This is a genomic window from Sphingopyxis sp. H115, from assembly GCF_001468465.1.
Taxonomy (GTDB): Bacteria; Pseudomonadota; Alphaproteobacteria; order Sphingomonadales; family Sphingomonadaceae; genus Sphingopyxis.
This window is the reverse complement of record NZ_LNSA01000030.1, coordinates 38,243-52,859: the sequence shown is the minus strand read 5'-3', so window position 1 is coordinate 52,859 and position 14,617 is coordinate 38,243. Positions and strand designations below refer to the sequence as shown.

The following is a 14,617-nucleotide window of genomic DNA, read 5'->3' as shown; positions in this document are numbered from 1 at the left end:
CCTCTGACGAAGCCCCCGGCCGCCGGGGAGGGGGGGCGGCGGCCGGGGGCTTCGTCAGAGGCTGTCGACGAGAACCAGTTCGGCGTCGTCGAGCGCCTCGACCTCGATCGTGCCGACATCGCGGATCGCGATGCCGTCGCGCGGATCGGCGTCCGTCCCATTGACCCGGATGCGGCCCTTGGCAGCGACCAGATAGGCGTGGCGTCCGTCTTCGAGGTTGTAGGAGACGCTCTCGCCCGCATTCACCGTGGCGGCAGCGACGCGGGCGTTGGCGCGGATCGGGAGGGCCCCAAATCCTTCAACGTCGCCATCGATCCCGCTCGCCAGCGTCACGAACTGTCCCGACCGGTCGGCCTTGGGGAACTGGCGCGCGCCCCAGCCGGGATTGCCGCCGTCGCGGTCGGGCATGATCCAGATCTGGAACAGCGTCGTTTCCTCATCCTCTAGGTTGAACTCGCTGTGCGTCACGCCGGTGCCCGCGCTCATCACCTGCACATCGCCCGCTGCGGTGCGGCCGCTGTTGCCCATGCTGTCGCGGTGCGTGATCGCGCCGGTGCGCACATAGGTGATGATTTCCATGTCGCGGTGCGGGTGCGGCGGGAAACCCGACTGGGCGGCGATTTTATCGTCGTTCCAGACGCGCAGCGCGCCCCAACCCATGCGGTCGGGCTCGTAATAATTGGCGAAGGAAAAATGATGACGAGCGTCGAGCCAGCCATGGTTGGCGTGGCCCAGCGTGTCGAATTTCCGAATGTCGATCATTGGCCTTGTCCTTTCTTCGCCGCCCGGCGCTTTGGTGCCCGGCGGCGTTCATCTGTTGAGGACAAAATAGGCTCTTGGATCGTTTCTAAAATAGCGTAGATGGAAAACCATCGTTTCCAATCATGAGGTGTTCGTGGCGCTTCCCGATTATGAAGGCTGGGCCTGTTTTGTCGCCGTCGCCGATGGTGGCAGCTTTACCGCCGCCGCCGCCGCGCTCGGCCTGTCGAAGGCCAGCGTGTCGAAGGCGGTGACGCGGCTCGAGGCCTCGCTGGGCATCACGCTGCTGCACCGGAGCTCGCGCGTGGTCGCGGTGTCGACCGCGGGGGCGGGGCTGCTCGACGAGGCGCGCGCGATGGTCGCGGCGGCGACCGCCGCCACCGAAGCGGCGCGCGGCGACCGCGTCGACCTGGCGGGCCCGATCCGCCTCGCCGCGCCGATGAGTTTCGGGATCAAGGTGCTCGGCCCGCCGCTCGCGGCCTTTCTCGACCGGCATCCGGCGGTCGAGATCGAGGTCCTGCTGAGCGACGCGCGCAACGATCCGGTGGCCGAGGGGATCGATTTGACGCTGCGCATATCGCCGCTAGCCGACTCGAGCCTGCTCGCGCGCACGATCGCGCCGGTGGCGGCGTCGGTGATCGCGAGCCCGGCCTATCTGGAGAAGCATGGAGAGCCGAGGCACCCGCTCGATCTCGCCGGCCACCGGCTGATCGGCTATGGTCACCGCCAGCGCGCCATGCCGCTGCATTTCCGTCGCAAGGACGAGGAGGCGACCGTGCTGCCCACGGGGCCGCTGTTCGCAAATAACGGCGATGTCATGGTGCCGTTGATCGTCGCCGGGGTCGGGATTGCGGTGCTGCCGGACTTCATTGCCGCCGAAGCTCTGGCCTCGGGCGCGGTCGTCCCGATCCTGACCGATTGGTCGCTGCCGCAGTCGCACCTGCACCTTTTGTCGCCGCCGTCGCGGCTGCGTCCGGCGCGCGTCCGCGCGTTGTCGGACCATCTGGTCGATACGCTCAAAATGTCCTGCAGCGGGGCACATGATCGCCATCTGGCGCTTCACCATAGTCCGGAAAGGGCCTGACCGACTGTTGCAAATAAGGCGCGACTCGTGGACTTGTGCGGGTTAAATCAAAATTAACCTTTTCCCTTCATTAGTTTCGTGGTTAATGTTCCGGCAGTCCTGCAACGGGGGTTGGTCGGTGACATCCTTGATAGTCACGCGATCGGTTCGCGGGATTATCGTGGGAACAATCAAGGGGTGCCCAATGCGCGTACTGCTGATCGAGGACGAGCCGACGACCGCGAAAGCGATCGATACGATGCTCACGACCGAAGGCTTCAACGTCTATACCACCGATCTGGGTGAGGAAGGCTTGGACCTGGGTAAGCTCTATGATTACGACATCATCCTGCTCGACCTGAACCTGCCCGACATGCACGGCTATGACGTGCTGAAGAAGCTGCGCACCGCCAAGGTGCAGACGCCGGTGCTGATCCTGTCAGGCATTTCGGAAATGGATTCGAAGGTGCGCTCGTTCGGCTTTGGCGCCGACGATTATGTCACCAAGCCGTTCCACCGCGACGAGCTGGTCGCCCGCATCCATGCGGTCGTCCGTCGCTCGAAGGGCCACAGCCAGAGCGTCATCAAGACCGGCAAGCTCGCGGTCAACCTCGATACCAAGACGGTCGAGGTCGACACGACGCGCGTGCATCTGACCGGCAAGGAATATCAGATGCTCGAGCTGCTCAGCTTGCGCAAGGGCACGACGCTGACCAAAGAAATGTTCCTGAACCACCTTTACGGCGGGATGGACGAACCCGAACTGAAGATCATCGACGTCTTCATCTGCAAGCTGCGCAAGAAGCTGGCGCTGGCCTGCGGCGGCGAAAATTACATCGAGACGGTCTGGGGCCGCGGTTACGTCCTTCGCGACATCGACGACGAAGGCAATGAGGTGCGCCGCGTCGCCTGACGCGAAACGTTTCACATAAGGTTACCGAGGGAAGCCGGCGCGGAGCGATCCGCGCCGGTTTTCCTTTGCGGGTCGCCGGCCTCCTGTCGGAACGCTCGCGCGTTGCCGCGCGCTATTGGGCCTTGCCGCGCCAGACGCTGCGCCCGAAATGCGCCGGCTGTGCCGCGCCGAGGACGAGGCCAGGCCGTCGCACCGGGGCGGTCGGGGGCGGAATGATTTCGAATCCCGAAGCGACGGCATGCGATGCGGGCACGGCGCCGCCGTGCGCGGCGCGCAAAAGGCTGGTGTCGATCACGCGGTCGGTTTCAATCCCGAATTTCTTCTCGACGACCCAGCGCACCGTGCCGAGCATCGGGTCGTGCCCGGGAAGGAGGAGGGTGATCCGTTCGCCGATGTGCAAGGGCGCGGGTCCCTGGCCGCCGATGCCGGTTTCGGAGACGTTACGGATCGTAATGTCGAATTGCCCGAGTCGCGAGCAGGCGAGCGCCGCCTTCACCAGCCGCGACTGGCGCGGCTGGCGCTTGTCGGAAGGGGCGGAAGAGGCCGGGGAAGCCTCGGGATTCGACATGCGCGACTCATCTCTGTCGCCCGACCCCCACGTCGACCGATTATTATGGTCCCGATCCAACCGTAACCGGAGAAGGTAAATTTTCGTTATAGACGTTCGGTGACGACTGGGACGCGGCGCGCCTTGGTGGTGCTGCGGCCACGCGGCAAGTCTATCCCGCGAGCGCACTCGCGATGCGTGCGACGAGCGCCTCGGCGCCTGCCTGGTCGTTGGTGGTGAAGCGCGCGGGGCGCGGGCTGTCGAGGTCGAGCACGCCGACCAGCTGGTCGTGCGCGATCACCGGCACGACCAGCTCGCTGCGGCTGTCGGCGTCGCACGCGATATGGCCGGGAAAGGCGTGGACATCGTCGATGCGCTGGGTCGCGCGCAGCCGCGCCGCGGCGCCGCACACGCCCTTTTCCAGCGGGATGCGGATGCACGCCGCCTTGCCCTGGAAGGGGCCGAGCACGAGCTCGGTCCCGTCGAAACGATAGAACCCCGCCCAATTGAGGTCGGGGATCGCCTGCCAGATCAGCGCCGCGACATTCGCCATATTGGCGATGCCATCGGGCTCGCCCGCGACAAGGGCCGCGGCGGCATCGCCCGCCTCGGCCCACAGCTCGGCGGGATCGGTCGCGGTGAAGGAGAGGGCGTAGCTCATTATTCGACGGCGAGCCCGGTCCACTTCGCCGCAAAGGCATATTTGTCGGCCGCCTCCGCGATGATCTTGTCGGTCGGCTTGCCGCTGCCGTGGCCGGCGCGGGTTTCGACGCGGATCAGGTGCGGCTTGTCGCCCGCCTTCGCGTGCTGGAGCGCGGCGGTATATTTGAAGCTGTGCCCCGGCACGACGCGGTCGTCGGTATCGGCGGTGGTAACCAGCACCGCGGGATAGGCCGTGCCGTCCTTGATATTATGATAGGGCGAATAGGCGAGCAGGTTCTTGAAATCGGCTTCCTTCGACGGATAGCCATAATCATCCACCCAATAGCGGCCTGCGGTGAAGCGGTCAAAGCGCAGCATGTCCATCACGCCGACCGCAGGCAGCGCCGCGGCGAACAGGTCGGGGCGCTGGTTGGTCACCGCGCCGACAAGCAGGCCGCCGTTCGACCCGCCCTCGATCGCGATCTGTCCTTTGCCCGCGATCCCCTCGGCGATCAGATATTCGCCGGCGGCGATGAAATCGTCGAAGACATTCTGCTTCTTGTCGAGGCGGCCGGCGTCGTGCCACGCCTTGCCATATTCGCCGCCGCCGCGCAGGTTCGCGATAGCGAGCACTCCGCCCTTGTCGACCCAGGCGAGGCGCGTGGGCGAGAAGCCGGGGGTCATCGACACGTTGAAGCCGCCATAGCCGTAGAGCAGCGTCGGCGATCCCTTGCTGCGGTCGAGACCCTTTTTCATCACCACGAACATCGGCACCTGGGTGCCGTCTTTCGATTTGTAGAAGCGCTGCTCGACGGTGAAGTCGTCGGGTTTGAAGGTCAGCTTGGGCTCGGCGAAAATCTCGCTCTTGCCCGTAGCTGTGTCGAAGCGATAAATCGTCGTCGGCCGCGCGTAGCTGGAGAAGGCATAGAAGGTTTCGGGATCGCTCGACTTGCCGCCGAAGCCCGAGGCCGAACCGATGTCGGACAGATTGATGTTCGCCACCGGCTTGCCGTCAAGCGCGACCATGCGCGCCTCCGACTTGGCATCGCCGAGGTAAGAAAGGATGATGCGGTCGCCGACGCGCGACGCCCCGACCAGCGTGTCGGCATTTTCGGCGACCAGCTGGGTCAGCTCGGCCGGATTCCTGATATCCATCGACACCAGCCGCTGGCGCGGCGCGCCCTTGTTGGTGAGGAAGGTGAAGCGCGTGCCCGCGTTGGTCACATATTCCCAGTTGTTCGCGAAATCGTCGACCAGCGTGATCGGCTTTCCAACGCGCTTGCCGAGCGGATAGAGCGTGAGGCCATAGCGTTCGTCGGTGCCTTCGGAGCCGACGACGAGCAGATATTTGCCGTCGTCGGTGACGACCGCACTGTTGTTCAGCTTGGGCTTGTCGGGGGTCGCGTGGATCAGCACATCTTCGCTCTGCGGCGTGCCGAGCTTGTGGAAATAGACGCTGTGGTTTTCGTTGAGCGACTGGAACGCCTCGCCCTCGGCGGGCTCGGGAAAGCGCGAATAATAGAAGCCGCTGCCGTCCTTTGCCCAGTCGAGCGCCGAAAATTTGACCCAGCGCACCTCGTCGGAAAGGTCTTCGCCGGTCGCAACGTCCTTGATGCGGACGATGCGCCAGTCGGTGCCGCCGTCCTGCACCGAATAGAGGAGATATTTGCCGTCCTCCGACGGGGTCCATTCGGCGAGTGCGGTGGCGCCGTCCTTGGCCCACAGGTTCGGGTCGATGAGAACGCGGCCCTCGCCCTTCAGCCCTTCGCGGACATAAAGCACCGACTGCGGCTGGAGCCCGTCGTTGCGGCTGTAGAAATAGCGCGTTCCCGCCTTGGTCGGCAGGCCGAAGCGTTCGTAATTGTACAGCTCGGTCATCCGCGTCTTGAACGCGTCGCGACCGGGCAGCGTTTCGAGATAGGCGTCGGTAACCTTGTTCTGCGCGGCAACCCAGTCGGCGACCTTCGGATTGACGCGGACATCGTCCTCCAGCCAGCGATAGGGGTCGGCGACATCGACGCCGAACTGCGGATCGACCGTGTCGCCGCGCGGCGAGTCGGGATAGGCGATCGCCGTCGAGGTCGCCGATGCAGCGGCTTCGGTCGCCTGCGCCGCCGCCGGGGTCATGAACAGGGCAACCAGCGCGAGCGGCGCGGACAGGACTTTACGAGACATGGCAAGGCGATCCTCTTTTTTTCCGGAAGAAATTATCGTGCGCCGATATGTAAGCATCGGCATGCGGCGGGCAAGGGGATTCGGTACCGCGAAACGCGGCTCAACGGCGCTCAGTGGCGATCCCGAGGCGAGCGAAATCGGTTTCGGTCTCTGCCAGCGTCAGGATGCCGGTGCAGGGTCGCGCCCCCGCCGGGGGAGGGCTGCCGTCCCGAAACCGGCGGAGGAGCGCGAGCGCCGCCAGCGTCGGGACATAGGGACCGCGATTGCCGTCGGCGCGTAAAGTCCAGCGCGCTTCGACGGGATTGTCGCTGCGATCGCGTCCGCGCACTACCATGTCCATCGCGCCGATGTCGGTGCCGAAGGGAAGCAGTGTTTTCGCAATCGCGAGGAGCGGGCGCGAGGCGGGGCGCAAGCTGGCGATCCAGCCAAGGCGGACGGGAATTGCGAGCAGGGCGAGGCCAAGATGCAGGATCGACAATTCCATGCCGGCGAAAAATTCGGCGCTGTCGCGCGGATGGTAACGCTGGACGAGAAGATCCTGTTCGGGTGTGTCGCAGACGCTGGCCCAGCGCGCGCCGACGCCCGGCACCCGCCAGCGGTGGAGCATTCCCCAGCCGGGGACGTCGGTCCAGCGCCCGCCGCGCCAGACGCGGACCGGATGCCCGACGTAGGACAGGATCGCCTGCACCACAGCGAGCCCGCGCGGGGCGCGGTTGCCGGGGAAGATGCCGATCCGGATCCGGTCGATGCCTTGCCAGCCATCGGTCAGCGCGTCGATGACCGCGTGCGACAGCGCGGGAATCGAGCTGGCCCCCGTCGTGACGCTGATCCCCGCTGCCTTTGCCCCAGCGTCATGGGCGCCGATCGCCGCGACGAAGGCGCGTCCGTCGGCGAGGTCGACATAATGGACCTTCGCCGCGATCGCCGCTTCGATCACGGTCGGGGCCGATGCCTGGAAAGGCCCGGCTGCGTCGATCACCACGTTGAAACCCGCAAGGTCGCTGGCGGTCAGCCGATTGCGGTCGAGCGGCCGTACCGGCAGCCCGCCGAGCCGCGCCGCAAGCGCATCGAGCGGTCCGCGCTTCCGGGCTGCCAGAGTGAGCGCGAGCCCGGGTTCGCGCGCGGCGAGTTCGGCAAGCCGGCTGCCGAAAACTCCGGTCGCGCCGATGATCAGGACGCGCAGCTCAGCCATCGCTGAACAGCGCGTGCTGGTTCACGACCTCGCCCAGCAGGGGGTGCGTCACCTTGAGGTCGAAGGCGAAGCGGCCGGACCCCAGATGCTGGTGCGTGACGATCGTCGTGCCGGGGGCAAGCCAGCGCGGCAGGCGAAGGCGCATGCCCGCCGCCGGCTGCCAGAAATAATGGTCGGACACAAAGATCAGTGCGTCGGCTTCGGCCCTCACGGTCAGCGCCATGCCGAACCCGCCGCCGATATGTTCTTCGAGCCCCGTCGGGCCGGTAAAGCTTTTCGCGCTATGGATCACCTGTGGATGGCCGCTCGCGCGTCCGTAAAGCCGCGTCCAGCATTGCCCGCCGCTCGCGCGATCTTCGCTGACCGCGACGGCGGCGGGCGCCGGCCCGCTGGCGGCGAGGGGGAGCGGGGCGCCGATCAGCCGGCATAATTGAGCAAGAAGCCAGCCGGCGCGGGACAGCCGCGTCCAGATGATTTCGCCGCTGTAGGCCGCGACCGCCTGCCCGGCGAGGCGCTTGGAAAAACGGCGACGGACATCGGCGGGAAGCGCGTCCCAGTCGGCGGAGGGGACGAGGCGGCGGAAGCGATAATCGTAGAGCGCATCGTCGCCGCATGCGGAAGGAGCGGGGGCCGTTTCGGCCGGTCTATGCTGCATGCCGCCCCACATCGCCTTCCTCCTACTGCGCGTCCTTGCCCTTACCCGGGCGCCAGTTGATGAGTTTCGTGACCCCGGCACCCAGCTTGATCAGCCGCATCAGCGCGGGTTTGGGCACGCCCAGCATCTCGTCGTGCCAGCGGCCCATCGTCGTGACGAAGTCGAGCATGTCGGCGAGGCGCGCCTTGGCCGCGGGGCTGAGCCCCGGATCGTCCGCCGCGCGCGCGACACACGCTTTCAGCGCCGCTTCGGCGGGGTCGACCTCGCGCGCCTTGCGTCCCGCAGCGATGCGCGTGACCATTTCCCAGATATCCTTTTCGGCGGTGAAATGGTCGCGCCGGTCGCCGAGCAGGGGGACGCGCTCGATCAGCCGCCAGCCGAGCAGTTCCTTGATCGAATTGGACACGTTCGAGCGCGCGAGCCCGAGCATCTCGGCAATTTCCTCGGCATGAAGCGCGCGATCGGAAATGAAGAGCAGTGCATGGATCTGCGCCACCGACCGGTTGACGCCCCATTGCCCGCCGAGATTGCCCCAATGGAGGATGAACTCGGTCGCCGCCGGGGACAGTTTCGAATCATATTCGTTTATTTCTGTCATAACAGAAATATCGGACATAACCGATTTTTGGTCAAGCTTTTTCAGTGGCGGGGAAGCGGAGAACGACCGATTGCAGACGCTACGAATCTTATGACTTCGTCATTCCCGCGAAAGCGGGAACCCAGAGCGTATGTAGGCTGATGCCACACTGGGTTCCCGCTTTCGCGGGAATGACGATATAGGGGAATGATGGCTTTCGAGCGATTTTTGGCCGTTAGAGATGTACACCCCGGCGAAAGTCGGGGCCCGGGATGTCAACGCTAACCTTGCATTTTGCCGCGCTGGGCCCTGGCTTTCGACGGGGTTTACGAGAGGCTGCTCACAACCCCGAGCCGGACAACCGCGCGATGGCGCGGTTCGGTCAGTCGCAGGCGCGGTGGAGCTTGACCGCGAGCCAGGCGGAGACCAGGCACATCGCCGCGCTCATCAGCAGCTGGTCGACGACGCCAACCCCGGCGAAACCAAGGCCCATCGCGAGCAGCGAGCCCGCGACCATCGCGCCCGAATTGACGATATTGTTCGCGGCGACGGTGCGCGCGGTCTGGTCTTTGGGCACTGTCGTCGTCAGGAAGGCGTAGAGCGGGACGACGAACATGCCGCCGCTGATCGCGATGCCGAGCAGCGCGGCGAGGAGCGGGATGACGTCAGCATGACCGAGGAAGCCTTCGATGCCGTACATCACCCCCGACGGGTCATGTTCCCAGTTGCGGCACACCCAATAGAAGGCGACGACGAAGGCCCCCATGACGATGACGCTGGCGGGGCTGTAGCGCGCCGACACCTGCCCCTTGAGCAGGCGGTTAACGGCGACCGAACCGATTGCGATGCCGATCGAGAAGATCGCGAGGAAGAGGCTGGCGACGCTCTTGTCGGCGTGGAGGATATTCTTCACCAGCGGCGGGAACTGGATGAACAGCACCGCGCCGATCGTCCAGAAGAAGCTGATCGACAGGATCGCGAGATAGAGGCGCGGGATGTGCATCGTGCCGCGGACCAGCGCGACCGACGACCGGATGATGTGCCAGTCGATGCCCGTTTCGGCATGTTCGGGCGGGGCAGGGGGCACCTTGCGCCCGGTCCAGTAACCGAGGCCCGCGACGAGCACGACGCCGAGCGCCGCCCATTCGACGTCGATCACGCCCGCAAGGATCGTGCCCGCGAGGATCGCGATATAGGTGCCCGCCTCGACCAGCCCGGTGCCGGCAAGCACCTCGTCGCTTTTCAGGTGCTGCGGCAGGATGGCATATTTGATCGGGCCGAAAAAGGTCGAGTGAATGCCCATTGCGAAGAGCGCGAGCATCATCAGCGGGATCGCGAGCAGGTGGACGGCAAAGCCCATCCAAGCGAGGACGAGCCCGATGCCGCCGACGAGCATGATCAGGATTTCGCAGAATTTGACGATACGGATGATCCGCGCCTTGTCGCGCGTGTCGGCGAGCTGGCCCGCGAGCGCGGAGAGCAGGAAGAAGGGCAGGATGAAGAGCCCGGTCGCGACCGCGCTGAACAGGGTTTCAGAGGCTTCGTCGTTGAACACGCCGTAAACGACGAACAGCACCATCGCATTCTTGAACAGATTGTCGTTGAACGCGCCGAGGAGCTGGGTGACGAAAAGGGGCAGGAACCGGCGTTGCTTCAATAGCGCAAAGGAGCCGGTCATGCGTGGTCCAATCTTTTCAAACTAGTTCGGTCAGCACGCGGGTCGCGGGCAATATGGTTGTCGCCCGGGGGGCTTATCGGCTAGGGCGGACAGGGTCAAAGGTCATTTTGGACCGCCTATATCGACGGGGATCATGCTGAGCCTTCCCAACATTCTGACCCTTTCGCGGATCCTTGCGGTTCCCATCCTGCTTTTCCTTCTGTGGCCCGGGGTGCGCGCGGGATCGCACCAGCCGCTCGCGATCGACTATGCGCTGGCTTTCGGCCTTTACTGCCTGATGGGAATTACCGACTATTTTGACGGTTATGTTGCACGCTCGCGCGGGATCGTGTCGCGGCTCGGCGCTTTCCTCGACCCGATCGCCGACAAGATCATGATCGCGGCGGTGATCTTGCTGCTCGTCTTCACGCGCGATATCGCGGGCTATCATGTCATCGCCGCGCTGATGATCCTGCTGCGCGAGATCATCGTGTCGGGGCTGCGCGAATTCCTCGCAACCCTGCAGGTGTCGATGCCGGTCACGCAGCTTGCGAAGTGGAAGACCACCTTTCAGCTTGTCGCTTTCGGTGCGCTGATCCTGGCAGGGGCCTTGCCCGCGATGGCATGGATCAAGACCGTCGGGCTTGTCTCGCTGTGGGGCGCGGCGGTGCTGACGCTGGTCACCGGCTGGGATTATCTGCGCGTCGGCTTGAAGCATATGGATTGAGGCAGAGACAATGGCACTGAATATCGCCTATTTTTCGTGGGTCCGCGAACGGATGGGCGTGGCCGGCGAGATGGTCGATCTGCCCGCCGACGTGGGCGACCTCGGCGCGCTGATCGCGTGGCTGGCGGCGCGCGACGGTCGCGGCGCGCTGGCATTCGCCGAACCGAATCGTATCCGGGCCGCGATCGACGGTAGCATGACCGGTTCCGACGCGCCGCTGGCCGGGGTGGGCGAAGTGGCGCTGTTCCCGCCGGTCACGGGGGGATGATCCGCGTTTCGGTCCAATCGGCGGCGATCGACATAGCCGCCGAGTTCGACCTGCACGATGCGGGAGGGCATGGCGCAAGCGCGAGCTTTATCGGGCGCGTGCGCGGCGATGATGGATTGGCCGAGCTGTTCCTGGAACATCATCCCCAAATGACCGAGGCGGGGCTCGCCGCGCTCGCGCACGCCGCGTCCGATCGCTGGAAGCTGTCGGCGCTGACGCTTGTCCATCGCGTCGGCGCCATGGCGCCGGGCGAGACGATCGTACTGGTGCTGACGAGCAGCGCACATCGCGCCGAGGCGCTTGCAGCGGTCGAGTATCTGATCGACCGGCTGAAGACCGATGTGATGCTGTGGAAGCGCGAGAGCTTCGCCGACGGGCGCGTGCAGTGGGTCGAGGAGCGCGAGGGCGACCAGCGGCGCGCGGAGCGGTGGGAATAGACTGTCGGGTGAAGGCGGACGCCGCGCGGCGGGGCGCACCCGGGCGCTTGCGGCCGTCGCTCCCCTTTATCGATATTCGATCTTCAGCTTCGATGCCGCCGCGACGGCCGCCGCGCGCGCATCGTCGGTGGTGCCGCCTTCAACGCGGGCGAGCGTAACGCCCATGCGGCGGTACGGGCGCGTGACGGGTTTGCCGAAGATGCGCGCATCGATGGCGGTTTCGGCGTTCGGCGCGGCGAGCGCCTCGGCGAGGCCGGTGATCGCGAAATCTGCGGCGTCGCAGTCGGCGAGCAGCACCGCGCTGGCGCTCGCGTCGGGAACCGCGATTGTCGGAATCGGCAAGCCGAGGATTGCACGCGCGTGAAGGTCGAACTCGGACAGCGATTGCGAAATCAGCGTGACCATGCCGGTGTCGTGCGGGCGCGGCGAGAGTTCGGAGAAGATTACCTCGTCGCCCTTCACGAAAAATTCGACGCCGAAAATGCCGTGGCCGCCGAGCGCATCGACGACCTTGGTCGCCATATCCTCTGCCGATGCGAGCGCGGCGTCCGACATCGCCGCCGGCTGCCAGCTTTCGCGATAGTCGCCGCGTTCCTGCCGGTGGCCGATCGGCGGACAAAAGGCGACGCCATGCTTGTGGCGGACGGTCAGCAGCGTGATCTCATAATCGAAATCGATGAACGCCTCGGCGATGACGCGCAGCCGGTCGCCGCGCATCCCCGCGGCAGCATAATCCCATGCGGCGTCGATCCCGGCGGCGTCCTTGACCGTGCTCTGCCCCTTGCCCGACGACGACATCACCGGCTTGACGACGAGCGGAAAGCCGATCCGCCCCGCCGCCGCCTGTAATTGCTCGCGCGTCTCGGCATATTCGAAGGTCGAGGTTTTGAGCGCCAGCTCGCGCGCGGCAAGGTCGCGGATCGCGTCGCGGTTCATCGTCAGCTGTGCGGCGCGCGCCGAGGGAACGACATGGAAGCCTTCGGCCTCGACTTCGGCCAGGATTTCGGTGCGGATGGCTTCGACCTCGGGCACGATATGGTCGGGGCGGTGCTTTTCGATCGCGGCGCGCAGCGCGTCGCCGTCGAGCATCGAGAAAACTTCATTTTCGTCGGCGACCTGCATCGCGGGCGCGCCGGCATAGCTGTCGCACGCGATCACCTGCGCGCCGAGGCGTTTCGCCGAGATGACGAATTCGCGGCCAAGCTCGCCCGAGCCGAGAAGGAGGATTTTTGCGGTGGGGGTCATGACAAACTCTCCATCGACGTTGGGCGCAAGATTCGGGACGACCCACTCTGTCCGCCTTGCCATATGAAGTTCATCGCCAAAGCGCGACAGCAAATGACAGGATTTCAGGCATGACCCACTATCACAAAACCATCTGGTCGCCGGTCGGCGACCTGACGCTCGTCGCCGATGCGGCCGGGCTGGCCGCGATATTGTGGGAGAACGACCAGCCGGGCCGGGTACCGCTGGGTCCGCTGGTTCGGGCCCCGCGCCATCCGTTGCTGTGCGAAACTGAACGCCAGCTAGGCGAATATTTTGCCGGCGCGCGGACGGCATTCGACGTGCCCTTGTCCTTTGCGGGCAGCGATTTCCAGCAGCGTGTGTGGCGTGCGTTGCTCACCATCCCCTTTGGTGAGACGCGGAGTTACGGCGAAATGGCGCGCCAGCTTGGCAATCCCGCGGCATCGCGCGCGGTCGGTGCCGCCAATGGCCGCAATCCCATATCGATCATCGCGCCGTGCCACCGCGTCGTCGGATCGACGGGCAAGCTCACGGGTTTTGCGGGTGGACTGGACGCGAAGGCATATCTGCTCGACCTGGAACGGCAGGCGCTAGGCGGTTGGAGCACCCGGGACAGAATGCTTCGCGCCGCGACGCTTATGTGATAGCCTTCGTCCAACGCTGCGTAACAACCATGAGGTTGATTATGACGGACGATTGGCGAGTGGATGACCTGGCGCTGTGCATCAGCCGGCACGCGCGCTATCCGGCTGCGGTGCGGCCCGGCGCGGTGTTTACCGTGCGCGCGGTGATTGCCAACATGCCCGACGTCCGTGGCGGGCAAGCGGGGACCGCGCTCAACTTCCGCGATGTGCCCGACCTCGGCCCGCGCGCCGCTTATTGCGCGCGGCGGTTCCGCAAGATCACCCCCGGCGCGCCCGATGATTTCGATAGCGAAGTAATCGATCTGATGGGCAAGGTGGCGAACCCGCACCGCTGATCGCGGTTTTGCGCAAATTCCGATCTATGATCGATTGCGTCGATAAGTCTGCCCGGAAATTTGGGGTTGAGTGCGGCGGCCGCTCGGCATAGCTGGCCCCTGCAAATATTTTTGCAGTGCAGCAAACAGCAGCAGATAAAAGGAAACACTCTCCCATGGGTATCATCGGAAGCTCGATCAAGCCGTTCAACGCCACCTCGTACCACCAGGGCAAGTTCGTCCCCGTGACGGATGCCGACACCAAGGGCAAGTGGGCGGTGTTCTTCTTCTATCCGGCCGATTTCACCTTCGTTTGCCCGACCGAGCTTGAAGACCTCGCCGACCAGTATGAAACGCTCCAGGGCCTCGGCGTCGAAGTCTATGCCGTGTCGACCGACACGCATTTCAGCCACAAGGCATGGCACGACAGCTCGCCGGCGATCGGCAAGATCAACTATCATATGCTGGGCGACCAGAACCACGTCCTCGCCAACAATTTCGGCGTGCTGCGTGAAGATTCGGGCCTTGCCGACCGCGCGACCTTCGTCGTGGATCCCGACGGCGTGATCCAGGTTATGGAAATCACCAGCGAAGGCGTCGGCCGCAATGCCGAGGAACTCGTCCGCAAGATCAAGGCCGCGGTCTATGTCCGCGCCAACCCCGGCCAGGTCTGCCCGGCGAAGTGGGAAGAGGGCGCCGAAACGCTCGCGCCCTCGATCGAACTCGTCGGCAAGATCTAAGCCGACCATTTGAATAAGCCCGTGCTCCCGCGAAGGCGGGAGCCCATCTCCCGGCGGCCTGA

17 protein-coding genes are annotated in these 14,617 nt (G+C 65.0%); 8 read left to right on the top strand and 9 right to left on the bottom strand.

Going from position 1 to position 14,617, the window contains the following annotated elements:
• Positions 1-54: 54 nt before the first annotated feature.
• On the bottom strand, positions 55-762 hold the full coding sequence (locus ATE71_RS17665) for a pirin family protein (protein ID WP_058804654.1): 708 nt from the start codon (positions 760-762) through the stop codon (positions 55-57).
• Positions 763-895: 133 nt separating this feature from the next.
• Between ATE71_RS17665 and ATE71_RS17660 the strand changes: the two genes are divergently transcribed.
• A complete protein-coding gene (locus ATE71_RS17660) occupies positions 896-1,843 on the top strand; it encodes a LysR family transcriptional regulator (RefSeq protein WP_058804661.1) in 948 nt (315 codons plus the stop codon).
• 184 nt (positions 1,844-2,027) lie between these two features.
• Positions 2,028-2,735 carry a response regulator transcription factor CtrA gene (gene ctrA / locus ATE71_RS17655; protein ID WP_058804653.1) on the top strand — a complete coding sequence of 236 codons (708 nt, stop codon included), beginning with the start codon at positions 2,028-2,030 and terminating at the stop codon, positions 2,733-2,735.
• Positions 2,736-2,847: 112 nt separating this feature from the next.
• Here the strand turns inward: ctrA and ATE71_RS17650 are convergent, their stop codons facing one another.
• The 7 genes from ATE71_RS17650 to ATE71_RS17620 all read right to left on the bottom strand — a co-directional run bounded on the left by ATE71_RS17650 (position 2,848) and on the right by ATE71_RS17620 (position 10,201).
• The gene (locus tag ATE71_RS17650; RefSeq protein ID WP_058804652.1) at positions 2,848-3,303 is read right to left on the bottom strand and encodes a PilZ domain-containing protein; all 456 of its coding nucleotides are present in this window, start codon (positions 3,301-3,303) and stop codon (positions 2,848-2,850) included.
• A 151-nt stretch (positions 3,304-3,454) separates the two neighbouring features.
• Complete coding sequence (locus tag ATE71_RS17645) at positions 3,455-3,943, bottom strand: GAF domain-containing protein (RefSeq protein WP_058804651.1); 489 nt, start codon at positions 3,941-3,943, stop codon at positions 3,455-3,457.
• Positions 3,943-6,099, bottom strand: a complete 2,157-nt coding sequence (locus ATE71_RS17640; protein WP_082665287.1) for a prolyl oligopeptidase family serine peptidase — start codon at positions 6,097-6,099, stop codon at positions 3,943-3,945. The genes ATE71_RS17645 and ATE71_RS17640 overlap by 1 nt, the downstream gene beginning before the upstream one ends.
• A 100-nt stretch (positions 6,100-6,199) precedes the next feature.
• Entirely contained in the window at positions 6,200-7,291 is a 1,092-nt protein-coding gene (locus tag ATE71_RS17635) for a saccharopine dehydrogenase family protein (protein ID WP_058804650.1), read from the bottom strand.
• A complete protein-coding gene (locus tag ATE71_RS17630; protein WP_058804649.1) occupies positions 7,284-7,946 on the bottom strand; it encodes a DUF4166 domain-containing protein in 663 nt (220 codons plus the stop codon). The genes ATE71_RS17635 and ATE71_RS17630 overlap by 8 nt, the downstream gene beginning before the upstream one ends.
• Positions 7,947-7,968: 22 nt before the next feature.
• Positions 7,969-8,544 (bottom strand): GbsR/MarR family transcriptional regulator, encoded by a 576-nt coding sequence (locus ATE71_RS17625; protein ID WP_058804648.1) that lies wholly within the window; start codon positions 8,542-8,544, stop codon positions 7,969-7,971.
• A gap of 361 nt (positions 8,545-8,905) precedes the next feature.
• Positions 8,906-10,201: an MFS transporter gene (locus tag ATE71_RS17620; protein WP_058804647.1), complete on the bottom strand. Its 1,296-nt coding sequence runs from the start codon at positions 10,199-10,201 to the stop codon at positions 8,906-8,908.
• Between the two features lie 133 nt (positions 10,202-10,334).
• On the opposite strand from ATE71_RS17620, the gene pgsA reads away from it, so the two are divergent.
• From pgsA to ATE71_RS17605, 3 genes are read left to right on the top strand one after another with little or no spacing between them, the layout of a single operon-like run.
• Positions 10,335-10,907 carry a CDP-diacylglycerol--glycerol-3-phosphate 3-phosphatidyltransferase gene (gene pgsA, locus ATE71_RS17615; protein WP_058804646.1) on the top strand — a complete coding sequence of 191 codons (573 nt, stop codon included), beginning with the start codon at positions 10,335-10,337 and terminating at the stop codon, positions 10,905-10,907.
• A gap of 10 nt (positions 10,908-10,917) precedes the next feature.
• Entirely contained in the window at positions 10,918-11,175 is a 258-nt protein-coding gene (locus ATE71_RS17610; protein ID WP_082665286.1) for a MoaD/ThiS family protein, read from the top strand.
• Positions 11,172-11,612 (top strand): molybdenum cofactor biosynthesis protein MoaE, encoded by a 441-nt coding sequence (locus ATE71_RS17605; RefSeq protein WP_058804645.1) that lies wholly within the window; start codon positions 11,172-11,174, stop codon positions 11,610-11,612. Before ATE71_RS17610 ends, ATE71_RS17605 begins: the two co-directional genes overlap by 4 nt.
• A gap of 66 nt (positions 11,613-11,678) precedes the next feature.
• Here the strand turns inward: ATE71_RS17605 and purT are convergent, their stop codons facing one another.
• Complete coding sequence (purT, locus tag ATE71_RS17600; RefSeq protein ID WP_058804658.1) at positions 11,679-12,857, bottom strand: formate-dependent phosphoribosylglycinamide formyltransferase; 1,179 nt, start codon at positions 12,855-12,857, stop codon at positions 11,679-11,681.
• Positions 12,858-12,967: 110 nt separating this feature from the next.
• Here purT and ATE71_RS17595 point away from each other — a divergent pair, with 110 nt between their 5' ends.
• The 3 genes from ATE71_RS17595 to ahpC all read left to right on the top strand — a co-directional run bounded on the left by ATE71_RS17595 (position 12,968) and on the right by ahpC (position 14,555).
• Positions 12,968-13,501 carry a methylated-DNA--[protein]-cysteine S-methyltransferase gene (locus ATE71_RS17595; protein ID WP_058804644.1) on the top strand — a complete coding sequence of 178 codons (534 nt, stop codon included), beginning with the start codon at positions 12,968-12,970 and terminating at the stop codon, positions 13,499-13,501.
• 41 nt (positions 13,502-13,542) lie between these two features.
• On the top strand, positions 13,543-13,836 hold the full coding sequence (locus ATE71_RS17590; RefSeq protein ID WP_058804643.1) for a hypothetical protein: 294 nt from the start codon (positions 13,543-13,545) through the stop codon (positions 13,834-13,836).
• 155 nt (positions 13,837-13,991) lie between these two features.
• Positions 13,992-14,555: an alkyl hydroperoxide reductase subunit C gene (gene ahpC, locus ATE71_RS17585; RefSeq protein WP_058804642.1), complete on the top strand. Its 564-nt coding sequence runs from the start codon at positions 13,992-13,994 to the stop codon at positions 14,553-14,555.
• Positions 14,556-14,617 lie beyond the last annotated feature (62 nt).

Bases quoted from the DNA above. Each gene is read 5' to 3' on its own strand.
- ATE71_RS17665 (WP_058804654.1), bottom strand. From the start codon at position 762: ATGATCGACATTCGGAAATTCGACACGCTGGGCCACGCCAACCATGGC.
- ctrA (WP_058804653.1), top strand. From the start codon at position 2,028: ATGCGCGTACTGCTGATCGAGGACGAGCCGACGACCGCGAAAGCGATC.
- ATE71_RS17650 (WP_058804652.1), bottom strand. From the start codon at position 3,303: ATGTCGAATCCCGAGGCTTCCCCGGCCTCTTCCGCCCCTTCCGACAAG.
- ATE71_RS17645 (WP_058804651.1), bottom strand. From the start codon at position 3,943: ATGAGCTACGCCCTCTCCTTCACCGCGACCGATCCCGCCGAGCTGTGG.
- ATE71_RS17640 (WP_082665287.1), bottom strand. From the start codon at position 6,099: ATGTCTCGTAAAGTCCTGTCCGCGCCGCTCGCGCTGGTTGCCCTGTTC.
- ATE71_RS17635 (WP_058804650.1), bottom strand. From the start codon at position 7,291: ATGGCTGAGCTGCGCGTCCTGATCATCGGCGCGACCGGAGTTTTCGGC.
- ATE71_RS17630 (WP_058804649.1), bottom strand. From the start codon at position 7,946: ATGCAGCATAGACCGGCCGAAACGGCCCCCGCTCCTTCCGCATGCGGC.
- ATE71_RS17625 (WP_058804648.1), bottom strand. From the start codon at position 8,544: ATGACAGAAATAAACGAATATGATTCGAAACTGTCCCCGGCGGCGACC.
- ATE71_RS17620 (WP_058804647.1), bottom strand. From the start codon at position 10,201: ATGACCGGCTCCTTTGCGCTATTGAAGCAACGCCGGTTCCTGCCCCTT.
- pgsA (WP_058804646.1), top strand. From the start codon at position 10,335: ATGCTGAGCCTTCCCAACATTCTGACCCTTTCGCGGATCCTTGCGGTT.
- ATE71_RS17610 (WP_082665286.1), top strand. From the start codon at position 10,918: ATGGCACTGAATATCGCCTATTTTTCGTGGGTCCGCGAACGGATGGGC.
- ATE71_RS17605 (WP_058804645.1), top strand. From the start codon at position 11,172: ATGATCCGCGTTTCGGTCCAATCGGCGGCGATCGACATAGCCGCCGAG.
- purT (WP_058804658.1), bottom strand. From the start codon at position 12,857: ATGACCCCCACCGCAAAAATCCTCCTTCTCGGCTCGGGCGAGCTTGGC.
- ATE71_RS17595 (WP_058804644.1), top strand. From the start codon at position 12,968: ATGACCCACTATCACAAAACCATCTGGTCGCCGGTCGGCGACCTGACG.
- ATE71_RS17590 (WP_058804643.1), top strand. From the start codon at position 13,543: ATGACGGACGATTGGCGAGTGGATGACCTGGCGCTGTGCATCAGCCGG.
- ahpC (WP_058804642.1), top strand. From the start codon at position 13,992: ATGGGTATCATCGGAAGCTCGATCAAGCCGTTCAACGCCACCTCGTAC.